Here is a 17,566-nt window from a genome sequence, read left to right as displayed (position 1 = left end):
TGAGTTTCTCGTTACATTGTGTAAGTTTGAAGCTCGTCTTGTTTTCTTCGTGTGTCTCGCAATCTCTCGCGGCGACAAGAAATAATATACCATAGAACGTAAAGCTATTGCAAGCTTTTTGTCGATAATTATTATAGTTTTTTGTCGAATAAATAAAAACCTCAACATCTAGTTGCTGTTCAATAAACAACGCTAGATGTTGAGGTTCTTTCTATTTTAATACTTCTAATATATATAGGTTTCTTTCAACTGTTAAGTTCACAATATCATTATTAATAGATACCCACGGTCTTGTTGGATAGTCTCTTTCGAAAAATACAATCTCGCCAATCCGATTATCACTTAGTTTTACTTTTGTTCCTGTATTGAACTTTGCGACCTTCTCAATAAAGATACGAACATATACAGGATCTAATTTACCAAATGCATCACTTTGGATTTGTTCCATAACTAAGTATGGCGAGATTGGCTCACGATATACTTTGTTAAGCGTCATAGCATGATATATATCAGATACTGCAACGATTTTAGAATATGGATGTAACTGCGCTCCATCAAAACCATTTGGATAGCCAGAACCATCCACACGCTCATGATGCTGCAAGGCAGCTAACTTAACTCCCTCATTCAGTGCTGTAATGTTACGAAGAAGTTGATAGCCAATAATCGTATGCTTCTTCATATCTTCCTTTTCAGAATTAGTTAGCTTACCTGGCTTAGATAGAATACTTATATCAACTTTGACATTACCGATATCTATCAAAAGGCCAGCTAATGCAATTTGCATCCAATCCTTTTGTGGAAACCCTACCCATTGAGCCAATAAATATGAGGTTATTGAAGTTAATACGCTTTTGTGCATCATATAATCAATATTGTTACTATATGCTGGCGCAAATGTAATCAGATTATATTCGCGAATATGTTCAAAGATATTACCTAATTGGTTGCGAATATCCATAAGCGGAATTGGCTGATTGGCCAAGATGAGATGTGGAACATTACGGAGCATCTCGACCATTCTGTCGTACTCTTTAATAAATGGACTTACTGGAGCTATAACTTTAGCTCCAGCTTTGCCCTCGACTACGTCTTCCTTCTTAACTGGTTCCTCAGCCGTAATCACTGAAATCTGAACTTTACTAACCATAAAGGCTGCTAAAATATCCAAATCTCGTTCTGAGATTACTCTATCTTTAACAAATAAAGTACTTCCTAGTGGAGTGAGGACATCTTCGATCAATTTATCACCCATCTTAAGCTGATTAATTTTGATAGATGCCATGGGTCCTCTTCCTTTCTAGTTATAGATCTGTATTATGATTGGGTATCTGTAGATTCATCTGAAACTTCTTCTACAACTTCCGCTGTTGTATCCGAATCTTCACTATTAATACCATCCTCATCATTTTCATCAAATTCTTCGTCTTCTGTCTTATCTACACGAGCTACTGTAGCTACTGTATCCTCGTCACGTGTATTAATAAGCTTAACGCCCATTGTATCACGCTTCATAGATTTGATACCGTCCATACTTGTACGAATAAGCGTACCAGAAGCTGTAATGATCATTAGATCCTCTGCATCATCGACTACCTTCAATGCGACAACTAAACCACGTTCATCTGTTTGATTAATTGTTTTAATACCGATACCACCGCGATTTTGCGGACGGTATTCACTTTCAGGTGTACGTTTACCATATCCATTAGAAGTAACAACAAGAATTTCACGATCTGGAACAATAATATCCATATCAATAACTTTATCTTCTTTTACTAATTGAATACCTTTAACACCTGTTGCTGAACGTCCCATAGAACGAACATCTTTTTCATGGAAACGGATCGACATACCATAACTTGTTCCTAGCATCACATTCTGATTGCCATCCGTAAGCTTAACTCCTATTAGATCATCGTCTTCACGAAGAGATATAGCTATCAATCCAACTTTACGAATATTCACATAATCGCTCAGAGGCGTTTTCTTAACAACACCAAATCTCGTTGCAAAGAATAGATATTGCTCATCGTTGAATTCAACTACTGGAATAACAGCATTAATCGTTTCACCTTGTTCAATCTGAATAAGATTAATAATTGGTGTTCCTCTAGCTGTACGGCTTAGATCTGGGATCTCATAAGCTTTCATCTTATAAACTTTACCTTTGTTCGTGAAGAACAGTAAGTAATGATGCGAATTGGTTACGAATAAATGCTCTACGAAGTCATTTTCTTTCGTATCCATTCCGACAACACCACGACCACCACGCTTCTGACTACGATATGTAGTTACCGGTAAACGTTTAATATAGCCTGAATGAGTAATTGAAATAAGCACATCTTCTCTAGGAATTAAGTCTTCATCCAATATTTCCTCATCACTAGCTGTAATCTCAGTGCGTCTTTCATCACCGAAGCGAGTTTTAATTTCTTCTAACTCTTCATAAATGATATCTAACACTAGCTGTTCGTCAGCTAAAATAGCTTTAAACTCAGCAATTTTGCGTTGAAGTTCTTCGTATTCAGCTTCAATCTTGTCACGCTCTAGTCCTGTTAGACGCTGTAAGCGCATATCCAAAATTGCTTGCGCTTGTTCAATAGTTAAGGAGAATCTAGAGATTAAGCCTTCACGTGCCTCATCGGCCGTTTGAGAAGCTCTAATTAATTTGATAACTTCGTCTAAATTATCTAATGCTATGCGTAAACCTTCTAGTATATGAGCTCTAGCTTCAGCTTTTTTCAATTCGAATTGTGTACGGCGACGAATAACTTCGATTTGATGCTGTAAGTAATGATAAAGCATATCATGAAGATTTAATGTCTTAGGTTCACCGTTAACAAGAGCAAGCATATTAAAACCAAAGTTAGATTGTAACTGAGTATGCTTGTACAAGTTATTAAGTGTTACGCTCGGATTAACATCACGACGAAGCTCAATAACTATTCTCATACCATTACGATCTGATTCATCTCGTAAATCCGTAATTCCTTCTATCTTTTTCTCACGAACAAGTTCAGCAATTTTTTCAATTAGACGAGCTTTGTTCACTTGATAAGGTATCTCATTAACAATAATACGAGATTTACCATTGTTTTCTTCTATTTCAGCACGAGCTCGCATCGTAACAGATCCACGACCTGTTAGATAAGCTTGACGTATACCTGCGCGCCCCATAACAAACCCTGCGGTAGGGAAGTCAGGGCCTTTAATATATTCCATCAAATCAAGCGGTGTTAATTCAGGATTACGAATAAGCGCTTGAGCACCATTAATAACTTCTATAAGGTTATGAGGTGGAATATTCGTTGCCATACCTACTGCGATACCAGTTACCCCATTTACAAGCAGGTTAGGGAATCTTGCTGGAAGTACGACAGGTTCTCTTTCTTCACCATCATAGTTATCTATGAAATCAACGGTATCCTTATTAAGATCACGCAATAGTTCCATTGCTATTTTTGATAATCTAGCCTCTGTATAACGCATGGCTGCAGCCATATCTCCATCGACAGATCCAAAGTTACCATGGCCTTCAACGAGCATATAACGCATGGAGAAGTCCTGTGCCATACGAACCATTGATTCATATACAGCTGTATCACCATGAGGGTGATACTTACCGATTACTTCACCAACGATTCTAGCTGATTTTTTGAAAGGTTTATCAGGCGACATGCCTAGATCTGCCATCGCATATAAAATACGGCGATGAACGGGCTTAAGTCCATCTCTTACATCAGGCAATGCGCGGCTTACGATAATGCTCATTGCATAATCTAAAAATGATTCACGCATCTCCGTACCAATATCACGATTCACAATTGACGATCTTTGTTCCTCAGCCATGCTTTACCTCCTTGACGTCATATAAATCTTATTCATATAATCCCCAATATTCAACGATAGCAAACAGGAAGATCGAAATTGAATGACGTTCATAATCTATAAGTATCCTGCCGGATAACAATAGTTTTAATTGAAATAACAAACTTTATTATACCATTTATTGTGGTGAGTGTCTTGATGAATATCTATTGTATTGCACAAAAAAGATGCTATTCAGATTAACTCTATAATTTGAATAGCATCTTTGAATGTTAGAAATCTAAATTGTTTACGTATTTCGCATTTTCTTCTATAAATTCTCTACGAGGCTCGACATGATCACCCATCAGTGTATCAAATATTGCATCTGCTTCCATTGCATCTTTAATTGTAACTTGAAGCATTGCTCGACTTTCTGGATCCATCGTCGTTTCCCATAATTGAATGGCATCCATCTCACCAAGACCTTTATAACGTTGAATGTTGATTTTTACACCTTCACCGAATTCTTCTAAAATAACATCTCTTTCTTGCTCGGTTAATGCGTAACGTACAGTTTTACCACGTTCGATCTTGAATAGAGGGGGTTGTGCAATATAGATAAATCCTGCTTCAACAACTTGACGCAAATAGCGATAGAAGAATGTTAATAGCAATGTACGTATATGTGCACCATCGACATCGGCATCCGTCATAATGATCACTTTATGATATCTAGCCTTTTCAATATCGAAATCATCGCCAATGCCAGCACCCAAAGCTGTAATCATTGCTCTGATTTCAGCATTTCCTAGAATACGATCAAGACGAGCCTTTTCTACGTTCAAAATTTTACCTCGCAATGGCAAAATAGCTTGGAAGTGACGATCACGACCTTGTTTGGCAGAACCACCTGCAGAGTCACCCTCTACGATATACAATTCACTAATTGAAGCATCCTTTGAAGAACAATCGGCTAGTTTACCAGGTAATGAACCAACTTCTAGTACGCTTTTACGTCTAGTTAATTCTCTAGCTTTACGAGCTGCTTCTCTAGCTCTTGCTGCTTGTAAACCTTTTTCAATAACTTTTTTCGCTACACTCGGATATTCATTCAAAAAATCTTGGAGTTTCTCAGAGAATAGAGATTCTACAATACCACGAACTTCACTATTACCTAGTTTAGTTTTTGTTTGACCTTCAAACTGAGGTTCCGGAATTTTAACAGAAATAATCGCTATTAATCCTTCACGAACATCGTCTCCAGTGAAGTTAGTATCATTCTCTTTTAACATATTATTTTTACGAGCGTAATCGTTAACGATTCTTGTTAGAGCTGACTTAAAGCCAGACTCATGAGTACCGCCCTCATGCGTATTAATATTGTTAGCAAAGGAATAGATATATTCAGAGTAGCTGGCATTGTATTGCAATGAAACTTCAACATGAATATTATCGCGATTACCTTCAACATAAATTGGTTCTTCATGAATAACTTCACGATGGCGACTTAAATATTTAACAAACTCTATAATACCGCCCTCATAGTAAAATTCTTCCTCTTGGTCATTACGTTCATCTTTAAGTACCAAACGAATACCTTTATTCAAAAATGCTAGCTCACGAATACGAGTTTGTAGTACTTCATATTCGAACTCAACCGTTTCTGTAAATATTTCACGGTCTGGTCTAAACGTAACCGTCGTACCCGTCTCATCTGTGTCACCAACAACTTTAATATCATATTGCGCGGCACCACGCTTATATTCTTGTTGATAGATATGTCCGTCACGCTTTACTTGAACCTTCACATGCTCAGATAGGGCATTTACAACGGAAATACCAACACCATGCAGACCACCAGAAACTTTGTAGCCTTCTCCGCCAAATTTACCACCCGCATGGAGTACCGTCATAACGACCTCAAGCGTAGACTTTTGGAGTTTAGTATTCAAACCAACGGGAATACCACGCCCATTATCATTTACGGTAATACTATTATCAGCGTGGATGATAACTTCAATTTGCGTACAGTAACCTGCTAATGCTTCATCGATACTGTTATCAACGGCCTCCCACACTAGATGATGTAAACCTTTTCCGCTTGTAGAACCAATGTACATACCAGGACGCTTACGAACTGCTTCTAGCCCCTCTAATACTTGTATCTGGCTCTCGTCATACGAATTTTGTTCCAAAGACATGTACGTTCACTGCTCCTCTCAACTGCTAATGCATCTTAAATCTATTTTTTCTATATTATAACGCTGCAAAATGGTGAGCCCTTTTCTTCAAAGTAGACGATGAAATCGGAGAATAAATAACTTTATTCGATGTGACAACGATGCTTTTCGCTTCTTCTTCACCAATGACTTCGACTTCCTTACGATTACGAGCGCCCATCACAAACTGCTTAGAAAGCTTGGATGAACTTTCGATCGTAATATCGAAAATAGCTACTACTTCAGATGTTCTCACAATTTTTTCTCCACCTACATGAATATACATGGATGGCTTTCACCTCATTCACGGAGATAAACTCACTTTGCCTTCTTGCACATAATAAATACCCGCATCTTGCAGCTTCTCCATATCAATACTCTCAAGTCCAGTAGTTGTTATGAATGTTTGCACTTTGCTTTGGAAGGTTTCTATTAGCTGTATTTGCCGATTACGATCGAGTTCAGACAACACATCATCCAAAAGTAATATCGGGTATTCACCGATTTCCTCATGGATAAGTTCGAGTTCTGCAAGCTTTATAGATAACGCAGTTGTCCGCTGCTGTCCTTGTGAACCGAATGTTTGAGCTTCTTTGTCGTTAATATAAAATCCGATATCATCGCGATGAGGTCCAACTAAGGTTACACCTCTCCGAAATTCCTGTTCTTTGACCTGTGTTAACTTTACCATAAATTGATCAAATAACATAGTTTCATCTCCAGAAGCATCGCAATCAAACGAAGGACGATATTCTAACAGAAGCTGCTCTTTGTCATTCGTAATTTCTGCATGAATTTGCTGTGCATAAATTTGTAGCTTATTAATAAAGTGTTGCCTTTTAATCATAATTTTAACACCTAACTGTGCTAGCTGTATGTTCCATACTTCCAGCATAGTCAGATCAGAACGGGCATGACCATTTTTTAATATATTATTACGCTGCTGTAGCACTTTATGATATTGCTGAAGCCAATACAGATAGCCAGGCTGTACTTGACCGATTTCCATATCGAGAAATCGTCTCCGTACCCCTGGCGTTCCCTTCACTATTTCAAGATCTTCAGGTGCAAACATCACAACATTCAAAGCGCCAACATAATCACTAAGTTTCCGTTGTTCAAGCCCATTCAACTTAGCCTTCTTGCCTTTATGACTGTAGCTTAATTCAAGCTTAACTGACCCGTATTTTTTATCAACTTGACCGGTTATATGAGCTGACTCTTCATTCCAGCCAATCAGTTCTTTGTCCTTCGTTGTACGATGTGATTTAGACAAGGCAAGCACGAATATTGCTTCTAGTAAATTCGTTTTCCCTTGTGCATTGGGCCCAAGAAACACATTTACCATATGCGGTGTTGCCAAATCTAAAGATTCATAATTACGATAATTTTGTAACTTAATACTGTTTAGTAGCACCTTTTAACCTCCTGGACTACCTTATCCCTATGAACCTACTATAACAAATTTACCGTGTCCTTCAACCTCTACTTTATCCCCAACGTAAATTTTACGTCCTCTGCGTTGATCAACTTCACCATTTATCAACACTTTTGTCTCAAGTAAGAAAAATTTAGCTTGTCCACCTGTGGATATACAATCAGACAACTTCAAAAATGGTCCTAAGGCAATATATTCTGTGGATATCTGTATTTCTGTCATGTTGGTTCCTCCTACAACTTTTCTGAGATTCCTAAATCAACTTCGTTGTACAGAAAAGTACTTCGGAAGCCTAAACTTTTCATAACTTCTTGGTATAGCTTCCTTGCCATGAAAAGTACTTCGTAAGCATACACTGATATTTTAGCCTGTTGTACGGTAAGGCAATATAACGTAAATGCTGTAATCATGATCGAGTGGACGAATAATGATTGGACGCATCGCACCAGTAAACCCGATCACAATCTTCTCACTATCAATAACTTTTAATACATCCAGCATATATTTTGAGTTAAAGGCAATACGTAATGCTTCGCCTTTATAATCAATAGCCTCAATTTGTTCAATAACACGTCCTAGTTCAGTTGAACTTGAAGAAACCTCTATCATACCATTATCAATTGTCGTTAGCCGAACAATATTTGTTTTTTCTTCGCGTGACATCAGATATGCACGATCCATCGCATCCGCTAAGTTTTTTGTATTCAATACGATTTCAGTTTCAAAAACAGATGGAATGATTTTGGATGTATCTGGATATATACCATCCAAAATACGAGTATAGAACATAATATTATCTAATTTGAATAACACTTGGTTATCTGCAACGACAATATCAATATTAGTATTGTTATCAGGAATAAGCTTAGAAAGCTCATTTAATGTTTTTGCAGCGATAACGATGTTGCCGAATTTATAATCTTCACCAGCATTAACCGTTGTTTTACGACTAGCTAGACGATGACGATCTGTTGCAATAAATTTCAATTCTCCTTGGAATAAATTCCATAGAACCCCTGTAAGAATAGGTGTTTGTTCACTTGTTGAAGCAGCGAGAACCGTTTGTCTAATCATTGACTTAATTAGATCACCGGGCACCTGTAATACATAGTTTTGTTCGATATTCGGTAGAACTGGGAAATCTTCAGGATCAAGACCAACCATTTGAATTTCAGTTGAACCAGATCTAATCAACGTTTGATATTGATTAGATACCTCGATAGATACTTGCTCTGAAGGTAGCTTTTTGACGATTTCTACGACAAATTTCGCTGGTAATACGACACTGCCTGGTTTTTCAATTTCAGCGATAATTTGTCCGTTTTGTTCTACGGGGATATAACTTTGAATAGAAATATCAGTATCACTTGCTGTTAATGTGACCGCTTGATGTGTAACGTCGATTTTAATACCACCTAGAATGGGTATTGTTGGTCTTGCTGCAATTGCTTTTGCTACGTTTTGAATGGCTTGATTTAATTCAGTTTTGGCAATGGTTAATTTCATTTGAAAAGTCCTCATTTCGGCGTTTTATATAGATGATATTTATTTAAAATATTAGTAGTAGTAGCAGTAGGGGCACTGAATATGTGGATAACCCCCTGTAATGCGGATAAAACAAGCCTATCCACATGTGCATATCTTGTGCATAGGCTTGTTCAGTTGTTCACAGTTAATTTTTGATTTTTTCAGTAAGGTTTTGAATAATTTTATATAGCTCTTGATCAACTTTTATAAGCTGTGTAATTTTCTCATGAGCATGGATAACTGTCGTATGATCTCGTCCTCCGAATGCCTCTCCGATCTTAGGTAAGGAATAATCGGTTAGCTCACGAGATAGGTACATCGCAATTTGTCTTGGAAATGCGATAGCCTTTGTTCTTTTACGAGCTTTGAAATCTTCCATCCGTAGACCATAAAATTCACCAACTTTAGCTTGAATATCGTTCATTGTAATCATCCTAGGACGAGAAGAAGGAATAATATCTTTCAAGGCCTCAGCTGCAAGATGCGCTGTAATATCTGCATTAATTAGCGATGAATAAGCGACAACACGAATGAGTGCGCCTTCTAGTTCACGAATGTTCGTATCAATCTGATTAGCAATATAGTTCATTGCTTCATTCGGAATGTCTAGATTTTCAGCGCGTGCCTTTTTGCGAAGAATCGCAATGCGCGTTTCCAGATCTGGCGGTTGAATGTCGGTAATAAGTCCCCATTCAAAGCGCGAGCGCAGTCGTTCTTCCAATGTTGGAATTTCTTTGGGCGGTCGGTCACTGGAAATAATAATTTGCTTACGTTCTTCATGCAATGCATTAAATGTATGGAAAAATTCCTCTTGAGTTTGTTCTTTCCCAGCAATAAATTGAATATCATCGATTAATAGAACGTCGATATTACGATATTTTGTGCGGAAACTTTCACCTTGACTATCGCGAATCGCGTTAATGAATTCATTGGTGAATTTTTCTGAGGAAATGTAGAGCACCCGCGTGTTGGGATTGTGTTCCATAATATAATGACCGATCGCATGCATTAAATGGGTTTTGCCTAACCCTACGCCACCATATAAAAATAATGGATTGTAAGCTTTTGCTGGAGCTTCAGCTACTGCTAGTGAAGCTGCATGCGCAAAACGGTTGTTTGTCCCAATAACGAATGAATCGAATGTATATTTCGGATTTAACATATTAGGTAGTGTTTGTTCAGCCAAAACGATTGGTGTAGGCTGTCTAGAAGGAAAAACAACGGAATGTTCTGCTGATTTAGGCTCACCAATTGAATATTTTATACTGATATTTTGTCCTAAATAGTCATAAAGAGTACTTTTTATTAAATTTGTATATTTGTTTTCTAACCATTCGGCAGCAAATGTTGTTGGTGCGATAATTTCTAGTAATGAATCATCAATAAAGTTAGCTTTAGTGGCTTTAAACCATGTGTCATAACTTGGTTTACTAAGCTTCGTTTGGATGATTGACAATACTTGCTGCCATAAATCTTGAGTATGGCTATCCACAGCTTGTCACTCCTTATCAATAAAAATGCGAATTTAGGAATAGATTGGGTTTATGTCGAATTTGACATTATAAAAGAGAAAGTTGTCCACAATATGCAGAATTTCTACAATAGGAGTTATTAAGAATGGAATATGTTGTACACAATATTATCCACAGGCTGTTAATAACATGGATTATCTTTTAAACAATCCACAACGAAAACATATCTATCATAGCAAAAGATGTGCGGTATTTCAACGAATTTAAGTAAATTATCCACAATGTCAATAGGTTGTGTATAAAACTTATCTACAACACAAGATATTGTTTGTAACATGTGTAAAGTTCGACAGTTATCGCAAAACGCTTAATTTAGTATCCACAGGTTGTTAAAAACATTAAATAGATTACACTACTTAGTTATCCACAATAGTAACGAAAGCTATTCACTGGAAAATGAGAATAGGCAACGGTTACTTGTCGTCATTTTATTGACTTTTATGTCGTGACATGGTTTAATAGTAAAAGCGTATTTTTTGATAACTATTGGACGTATATCTTCTAGGAGATCACTACGTTTGAATAAGAATCTCATAGGAGGTGCAGCATAATGGGTCCTACATTTAAACCAAATGTAAGCAAACGTGCTAAAGTACATGGTTTCCGTAAACGTATGAGCAGTAAAAATGGTCGTAAAATTTTGGCTACTCGTCGTCAAAGAGGAAGAAAAGTGCTAAGCGCATAATTCAAAAGACCACAATTAGGTGGTCTTTTTTTTTTGCTTTTGTATGCTGAATTGTAGAATAAATGGTAATACTGATATTGGAATTTAGAGAAACGGTGGCGATGGAAGATGCGCAGAAAGTTGCGTCTACGTAATCGTGAGGATTTCGGTCGCGTATATCGTGGAGGAAAATCATTTGCTAATGGTCAATTCGTTGTATATTGGTCGCGGCAGCCTATTGCAGAACCATTCCGACTAGGGATATCTGCAAGTAAGAAAATAGGTAATGCTGTTATTCGTAATCGTATGAGGCGTATTATTAAGGAAATTGTTCGTCATAGGGAGCAAGAAATTGCCCAACATGTTGATTTCATTATAATAGTAAGAAAGCCAGCCGTTAGCATGTCCTATTCCGAGCTTGATCGGTCTATCCATCATGTGCTACGTAAAGGTGGGTTGCTTAAAAGCAGCAAGCCTAATTCCCCAAAACGTCCTACGATATCAAAGAAAAGTTGAAGCTTTCTTCATTTGGACATAAACTTGCCCAATATTGCATTTCCATTATAGTTAACTCGTATTTATTTGTGGAATAATTTATGGTATAGTCTAATTTGAGGTAAGTGTACTAGCTCTCAGAGAGGAGATTTCATCTTGTTTCGTAACAATCGGAAATGGATTTTAATTGTAGGTTTATTGCTTTCGATAAGCTTACTATCAGGCTGTATGCCTGAGGTTGATAATACGAAAACTACCGAGGACTTGGTTCACGGTAATTTTTGGGAGAAGAATGTTGTTTATTACTTCGCTTTAACCTTGGATGCTTTCGCAAAATGGTTTGGCGGTAGTTATGTGCTTGCAATTTTGTTACTTACTATTATTGTGCGTACAATAATTTTACCATTAACATTAAAGCAGTATCGTAGCTCCAAAGCAATGCAGGCGCTACAGCCACAATTAGCGGAATTAAAAACTAAGTACAAAGACAATCCTCAAAAGCAACAAGAGGAAATGATGAAATTGTACCAAATTAACGGAGTTAATCCATTGGCGGGTTGTTTGCCGCTGATCGTGCAAATGCCAATCTTTATTGCTTTGTATAATTCGATCTATTGGAATCCGGAACTTCGTGAGACGGCATTGTTTGGTTTGTCTTTGAATGAGCCAAGCCCATGGTACTTCTTGCCGCTATTAGCAGCATTAACAACATTTATTCAAACGAAGATGATGCAAAAAACACAGCAACAGCAAATGCCAGGTATGTCTATTTTGCTAGCTGTCTTCCCGGTTATGATTTTCGTGATGTCATTGTCTTTCCCAATGGCACTACCATTATATTGGGTATTCAGTAACTGTTATACAATTGTTCAAAATTACTTCTTATATGTACTTCCAGCCCGTAAGGGGAATGACAAGAACGGGAATGGTAAGAAGGAGGTTCTTGCGAAATGACAAAAATTCTTGCATCAGGCAAGACGATAGACGATGCGGTGAAAAACGGTTTAGCGCAAATGCAAGTTACAGAAGATCGTGTGAGAGTTGTTATCGTTGAACAACCTTCAAGAGGCTTTTTAGGATTGATTGGTTCAAAGGAAGCTAAAGTCGAGCTTGAATTAATTCCAGATTCTAAAGAAGAAGCGGAAATCTTTATTCGAGATGTTGCGAAAGCGATGGGACTTGATGTTCAATTGACTTGGCAACAATCGAAAGATGGAAAACTACTTTCTATTGCTTGTGATGGGGACGTCGGTATGATAATCGGAAAACGTGGACAAACGTTGGATGCATTGCAATATCTGGTCACTATTGTAGCGAATCGTTATTCGGATAACCACATTAGAATCGTTTTGGATGCACAGAATTTTCGAGAAGGTCGTCGCAAGAGACTAGAAAGTCTTTCTGATCGATTAGCAGGTACTGTTATTCGTACGAGAAAAGAAATTGTTCTCGAACCAATGGTATCGCATGAACGAAAAATTATTCATTCACATCTTCAAGGCCATGCGAAAGTTAGAACTTTCAGCAAAGGGGACGAGCCAAATCGTCGCATTGTCATCGCTTTGAAATGATCTGCTCGTAGTATATAGGTAAGATAGAATAGAGGTGCAGCAATGACTCCAAGAGGTCATTGCTGTTTTCCGTTTATGAGAGGTGTAACTAATGATTGAACAAGATACTATTGCAGCAATTGCTACCGCTGTCGGAGAAGGCGGGATAGCTATTATTCGTGTAAGTGGACCACAAGCAATTGCAGGCGTAAATCATATATTTTCATCAAAGCAACCATTAACTGAGGCACAGTCACATACGATTCATTATGGACATATTGTCGATCCCGCCACAGGTGAGCAGGAAGAGGAAGTGTTAATCTCAATAATGAGAGGTCCTCGTTCATTCACAGCTGAGGATGTTGTTGAGATTAATGCCCATGGCGGTGTTATCGCAGTTGCGCGTGTAATGGATTTGCTACTGCAACAAGAAGATATTCGTATCGCCGAACCAGGTGAATTTACTAAGCGTGCTTTTCTTAACGGTCGGATCGATTTGATGCAGGCTGAAGCGGTCATTGATCTAATCCGTTCGAAATCAGATCGTGCATTTGCGGTTGCTCGTAAGCAAGCCGAAGGCGTACTTTCGCACAAGATCAAAGATTTGCGTCAAAATGTAATAGAATTGTTGGCGCATATTGAAGTAAACATCGATTATCCAGAGCATGATGTCGAAGCGATGACAAGTAACTATATAAGAGAACAATGTGAGAAAACGATCATTGATATTGATAAATTATTAAAGACAGCTAGTGAAGGTAAAATATTACGTGAAGGTATACTTACAGCGATTGTTGGGAGACCCAATGTTGGGAAATCTTCACTTATGAATACATTGACGCAAGAAAATCGAGCAATTGTAACCGATATTCCCGGCACAACGCGCGATGTTATCGAACAATATGTTACACTTAATGGGATTCCATTGCGCTTATTAGATACAGCAGGCATTCGTGAGACGAATGATGTCGTTGAGAAGATCGGAGTAGAGCGTTCACGCGATGCAATTGTTGAGGCAGATCTGATTCTGTTCATGCTGAGCGGTAACGAACCGTTGCAGGCGGAAGACAAGGAGTTACTATCTTCATTAGCAGGACGCTCTGTTATCGTCATTGTGAATAAGACTGATTTGGAGCAACAATTACAATTGGATGAAGTTATGCCTTTCCTTCATAGTGGTTCTCTTGTTAAAATGTCTATGATCAAGCAAGAAGGTTTAGACCAACTTGAGGCTGCAATTAGTGGAATGTTCTTTGAGGGCAAGCTTGAAGCGAATGATCTAACTTATGTTAGCAATGTGCGTCATATTTCCTTATTGAAAAAATCAAAGCAGTCGATGCTTGATGCGATTGAAGCAACATATATAGGAATACCAATTGATGTGATTCAAATAGATGCACGATTAGCATGGGAAGCTTTAGGTGAAATATTAGGTGATGAAGCCGGAGGTTCCTTAATTGATCAAATTTTCTCCCAATTCTGTTTAGGTAAGTAAGGAGGTTGAAATAGTGGGTTATCAAGCACAAGAATATGATGTTATTGTCGTTGGAGCTGGTCATGCAGGTTGTGAGTCTGCACTTGCTGCAGCACGTATGGGTTGTAATACGTTATTGTTAACGATTAATTTGGATATGGTGGCGTTCATGCCATGTAATCCTTCCATTGGAGGACCTGCAAAAGGGCATGTTGTTCGTGAAATTGATGCTCTTGGTGGTGAAATGGGCCGTAATATCGATAAAACGTATATCCAACTTAGAATGCTTAATACAGGTAAAGGTCCTGCTGTTCATGCGCTACGTGCGCAGCTTGACAAATTTGCCTATCAACATGAGATGAAAAAAACATTAGAAACGACAGCAAACCTGACGTTACGCCAAGGTATGGTTGAGGATTTAATTATTGAGGATGGCGTATGTGTAGGAGTTATTTCGCAAACAGGTGCCCAGTATCGCGCACAGACGGTTATTATTACGACAGGTACGTATTTGCGTGGCAAAATCATTATGGGCGAACTGATGTATGAAAGTGGACCTAACAACCAACAGCCATCTGTTAAGCTTGCTCATTCTTTAAAGGAGAATGGCTTACAATTAATTCGCTTTAAAACGGGTACACCTCCACGTGTTAACGGTGAAACGATTGATTTTTCTAAAACAGTCATTCAACCAGGGGATGACAATCCTAAGTTCTTTTCTCATGAAACAACGGAGTCTAATATTGAACAGATGCCTTGTTGGTTAACGTACACATCTGAGGAAACACATCAAATTATTAATGATAATATTCATCGTGCCCCGATGTATTCGGGCGCAATAGAGGGAGCAGGACCAACGTATTGTCCTTCGATTGAAGATAAAATTGTACGTTTTGCAGATAAACCTAAACACCAAATCTTCTTAGAGCCAGAAGGTCGTAATACACACGAATATTATATTCAAGGACTTTCAACGAGTATGCCTGAAGAGATTCAATTGCAAATGGTTCGTTCTGTACCAGGGCTTGAAAATGCACAGGTGATGCGTAACGGTTATGCTATTGAATATGATGCGGTTGTACCAACTCAATTATGGCCAACGCTTGAAACGAAGAAAATTGCTAATTTATTTACAGCGGGTCAAATTAATGGTACTTCTGGCTATGAAGAAGCAGCTGCGCAAGGGATCGTTGCAGGGATTAATGCGGCTCGTAGAGTACAAGGCAAGGAAGCTATCGTTATTCAACGTTCACAAGGATATATCGGTGTCATGTTAGATGACCTTGTCACGAAAGGAACGAATGAACCTTATCGCTTGTTAACTTCACGCGCAGAATATCGTCTGCTGCTAAGACATGACAATGCAGATCTACGATTAACGCCGCTTGGTCATGACATTGGATTAATTAGTGATGAGCGTTATGCCAAATTTATTAGTAAGAAAGAAATGGTTGAGAAAGAAATTGAGCGGTTAACTGAGACCAAAATAAAACCAAGTGATGTAAAGGATATTTTGGATGAAGCCGGATCTGCGGAATTAATTCATGGGGGCAGTATTATTCTCTTACTTCGTCGTCCAGAAATATTGTATAGCCATCTAGAAAAGATATCGCCTTCACCGTATGAACTAACGGAGGAAATGAAGGAGCAAGTTGAAATTCAAATTAAATATGCTGGATATATTGATAAGCAGCTTCATCAAGTTGAGCGTATGGCCAAAATGGAGCGTAAACTCATTCCAGATACCATTGTATATCGTGAAATTAACGGTATTTCCAATGAAGCGAAAGCGAATCTTGAAAAGATACGTCCAATATCGATTGGGCAAGCTACGCGAATTGGTGGCGTAACACCAGCAGATATTTCAGTGATGCTTATTTACTTGGAGCATTATAACCGAGTGACAGCAGCGAAAGGATCATAATGGATCAGACAATACAATGGTTTACAGAGCAATTACAATCTCATGAGATTTCATTGAATGAGAAGCAATTCACTCAGTTAGAACGATATTATGAGCTGTTAGTGGAATGGAACGAGAAAATGAACTTAACAGGCATTACGGAACGTGATGCTGTATATGAGAAGCATTTTTATGATTCGATCTCACTTGCTTTCTATGTAGATATGAATAGCAAACGTAATATTGCGGATATTGGTTCGGGTGCGGGATTTCCAAGTATTCCCTTAAAAATCGTATTTCCGCATTTGCAAGTATTGATTGTAGATTCATTAAATAAAAGAATTGGCTTCCTGAAACATCTCGTGGAGCAGTTGGGGCTGGAAGATGTTCAATGTGTTCATGGTCGTGCGGAGGATATTGCGAGACTACCACAATATCGTGATAAGTATGAGTTAGTTACCGCTAGAGCTGTTGCTCGTTTAGCTGTACTTAATGAGTTTTGCTTACCGTTCGTCGCACCAGGAGGTGTGTTTGCTAGTATGAAGGGTGCGAGCCTATCAGAGGAACTTCAAGAGGCGAAATTCAGCCTCAGAGAACTAAAGGGTAAGCTTGTCCAAGAATACGAGTTGCAACTCCCTAACGAACGCTCAGAGCGTCATATCGTTTGCATTCAGAAGATGAATCCGACTCCACAGAAGTATCCACGTAAAGCGGGTACACCTTTGAAGGAACCATTAATTTAAGTAATTGTTTCACGTGAAACAATTCTATTGTATTCATCGTTATCATTTACAGTGTATAATAGCAACTAACGGCACAATCGTTAGTTGCTTTTTTTTATTTCATAGAGAATTTGTAGAAATAGCAGGATTCTAGTGAGAGACAGTCGAATTATTCTATAATGAGTATGCGTTCAAAATATTATTGATTGAATTTTAATATGTGCGGGTT

15 protein-coding genes are annotated in these 17,566 nt (G+C 38.1%); 7 read left to right on the top strand and 8 right to left on the bottom strand.

Translation table 11 applies throughout. The features are described from left to right. Positions 1 to 211 precede the first annotated feature (211 nt). The 8 genes from AC1TO5_RS16760 to dnaA all read right to left on the bottom strand — a co-directional run bounded on the left by AC1TO5_RS16760 (position 212) and on the right by dnaA (position 10,489). Complete coding sequence (locus AC1TO5_RS16760; RefSeq protein ID WP_482063969.1) at positions 212 to 1,285, bottom strand: HD-GYP domain-containing protein; 1,074 nt, start codon at positions 1,283 to 1,285, stop codon at positions 212 to 214. A gap of 32 nt (positions 1,286 to 1,317) precedes the next feature. Next, positions 1,318 to 3,852: a DNA gyrase subunit A gene (gyrA, locus tag AC1TO5_RS16755; protein WP_482063968.1), complete on the bottom strand. Its 2,535-nt coding sequence runs from the start codon at positions 3,850 to 3,852 to the stop codon at positions 1,318 to 1,320. A 251-nt stretch (positions 3,853 to 4,103) separates the two neighbouring features. Then, positions 4,104 to 6,014 (bottom strand): DNA topoisomerase (ATP-hydrolyzing) subunit B, encoded by a 1,911-nt coding sequence (gene gyrB / locus AC1TO5_RS16750; RefSeq protein WP_482063967.1) that lies wholly within the window; start codon positions 6,012 to 6,014, stop codon positions 4,104 to 4,106. Positions 6,015 to 6,069: 55 nt separating this feature from the next. Beyond that, complete coding sequence (remB, locus tag AC1TO5_RS16745; RefSeq protein WP_482063966.1) at positions 6,070 to 6,318, bottom strand: extracellular matrix regulator RemB; 249 nt, start codon at positions 6,316 to 6,318, stop codon at positions 6,070 to 6,072. Positions 6,319 to 6,336: 18 nt separating this feature from the next. Beyond that, complete coding sequence (recF, locus tag AC1TO5_RS16740; protein WP_482063965.1) at positions 6,337 to 7,449, bottom strand: DNA replication/repair protein RecF; 1,113 nt, start codon at positions 7,447 to 7,449, stop codon at positions 6,337 to 6,339. A 27-nt stretch (positions 7,450 to 7,476) separates the two neighbouring features. After that, the gene (yaaA, locus tag AC1TO5_RS16735; protein ID WP_482063964.1) at positions 7,477 to 7,692 is read right to left on the bottom strand and encodes a S4 domain-containing protein YaaA; all 216 of its coding nucleotides are present in this window, start codon (positions 7,690 to 7,692) and stop codon (positions 7,477 to 7,479) included. A 141-nt stretch (positions 7,693 to 7,833) separates the two neighbouring features. After that, complete coding sequence (gene dnaN, locus AC1TO5_RS16730; protein WP_482063963.1) at positions 7,834 to 8,976, bottom strand: DNA polymerase III subunit beta; 1,143 nt, start codon at positions 8,974 to 8,976, stop codon at positions 7,834 to 7,836. A 166-nt stretch (positions 8,977 to 9,142) separates the two neighbouring features. Further along, positions 9,143 to 10,489, bottom strand: coding sequence for a chromosomal replication initiator protein DnaA (gene dnaA / locus AC1TO5_RS16725; RefSeq protein WP_482063962.1), 1,347 nt, complete (start codon positions 10,487 to 10,489; stop codon positions 9,143 to 9,145). A gap of 590 nt (positions 10,490 to 11,079) precedes the next feature. On the opposite strand from dnaA, the gene rpmH reads away from it, so the two are divergent. The 7 genes from rpmH (at position 11,080) to rsmG (ending at position 17,358) form a co-directional block, all read left to right on the top strand. Further along, a complete protein-coding gene (rpmH, locus tag AC1TO5_RS16720; RefSeq protein WP_482063961.1) occupies positions 11,080 to 11,214 on the top strand; it encodes a 50S ribosomal protein L34 in 135 nt (44 codons plus the stop codon). A 108-nt stretch (positions 11,215 to 11,322) separates the two neighbouring features. After that, complete coding sequence (gene rnpA / locus AC1TO5_RS16715) at positions 11,323 to 11,709, top strand: ribonuclease P protein component (RefSeq protein ID WP_482063960.1); 387 nt, start codon at positions 11,323 to 11,325, stop codon at positions 11,707 to 11,709. A gap of 132 nt (positions 11,710 to 11,841) precedes the next feature. After that, positions 11,842 to 12,642 carry a YidC/Oxa1 family membrane protein insertase gene (locus tag AC1TO5_RS16710; RefSeq protein WP_482063988.1) on the top strand — a complete coding sequence of 267 codons (801 nt, stop codon included), beginning with the start codon at positions 11,842 to 11,844 and terminating at the stop codon, positions 12,640 to 12,642. Beyond that, positions 12,639 to 13,259: an RNA-binding cell elongation regulator Jag/EloR gene (jag, locus tag AC1TO5_RS16705; RefSeq protein WP_482063959.1), complete on the top strand. Its 621-nt coding sequence runs from the start codon at positions 12,639 to 12,641 to the stop codon at positions 13,257 to 13,259. The genes AC1TO5_RS16710 and jag overlap by 4 nt, the downstream gene beginning before the upstream one ends. Positions 13,260 to 13,353: 94 nt before the next feature. Then, positions 13,354 to 14,733, top strand: a complete 1,380-nt coding sequence (gene mnmE / locus AC1TO5_RS16700) for a tRNA uridine-5-carboxymethylaminomethyl(34) synthesis GTPase MnmE (protein ID WP_482063987.1) — start codon at positions 13,354 to 13,356, stop codon at positions 14,731 to 14,733. A 13-nt stretch (positions 14,734 to 14,746) separates the two neighbouring features. Further along, the gene (gene mnmG / locus AC1TO5_RS16695) at positions 14,747 to 16,636 is read left to right on the top strand and encodes a tRNA uridine-5-carboxymethylaminomethyl(34) synthesis enzyme MnmG (protein ID WP_482063958.1); all 1,890 of its coding nucleotides are present in this window, start codon (positions 14,747 to 14,749) and stop codon (positions 16,634 to 16,636) included. Then, positions 16,636 to 17,358 carry a 16S rRNA (guanine(527)-N(7))-methyltransferase RsmG gene (gene rsmG, locus AC1TO5_RS16690; protein ID WP_482063957.1) on the top strand — a complete coding sequence of 241 codons (723 nt, stop codon included), beginning with the start codon at positions 16,636 to 16,638 and terminating at the stop codon, positions 17,356 to 17,358. Before mnmG ends, rsmG begins: the two co-directional genes overlap by 1 nt. The last annotated feature ends 208 nt before the right edge of the window (positions 17,359 to 17,566 follow it).

The organism is Paenibacillus sp. Y930 (genome assembly GCF_056786375.1).
Note: the sequence above shows the minus strand (reverse complement) of the source record. Positions and strands in the feature narration are given on the sequence as shown.

What these genes read in the sequence shown, in the direction of transcription:
- AC1TO5_RS16760 (WP_482063969.1), bottom strand. Translation starts at nt 1,285, where the DNA reads ATGGCATCTATCAAAATTAATCAGCTTAAGATGGGTGATAAATTGATC.
- gyrA (WP_482063968.1), bottom strand. Translation starts at nt 3,852, where the DNA reads ATGGCTGAGGAACAAAGATCGTCAATTGTGAATCGTGATATTGGTACG.
- gyrB (WP_482063967.1), bottom strand. Translation starts at nt 6,014, where the DNA reads ATGTCTTTGGAACAAAATTCGTATGACGAGAGCCAGATACAAGTATTA.
- remB (WP_482063966.1), bottom strand. Translation starts at nt 6,318, where the DNA reads ATGTATATTCATGTAGGTGGAGAAAAAATTGTGAGAACATCTGAAGTA.
- yaaA (WP_482063964.1), bottom strand. Translation starts at nt 7,692, where the DNA reads ATGACAGAAATACAGATATCCACAGAATATATTGCCTTAGGACCATTT.
- dnaN (WP_482063963.1), bottom strand. Translation starts at nt 8,976, where the DNA reads ATGAAATTAACCATTGCCAAAACTGAATTAAATCAAGCCATTCAAAAC.
- rpmH (WP_482063961.1), top strand. Translation starts at nt 11,080, where the DNA reads ATGGGTCCTACATTTAAACCAAATGTAAGCAAACGTGCTAAAGTACAT.
- rnpA (WP_482063960.1), top strand. Translation starts at nt 11,323, where the DNA reads ATGCGCAGAAAGTTGCGTCTACGTAATCGTGAGGATTTCGGTCGCGTA.
- jag (WP_482063959.1), top strand. Translation starts at nt 12,639, where the DNA reads ATGACAAAAATTCTTGCATCAGGCAAGACGATAGACGATGCGGTGAAA.
- rsmG (WP_482063957.1), top strand. Translation starts at nt 16,636, where the DNA reads ATGGATCAGACAATACAATGGTTTACAGAGCAATTACAATCTCATGAG.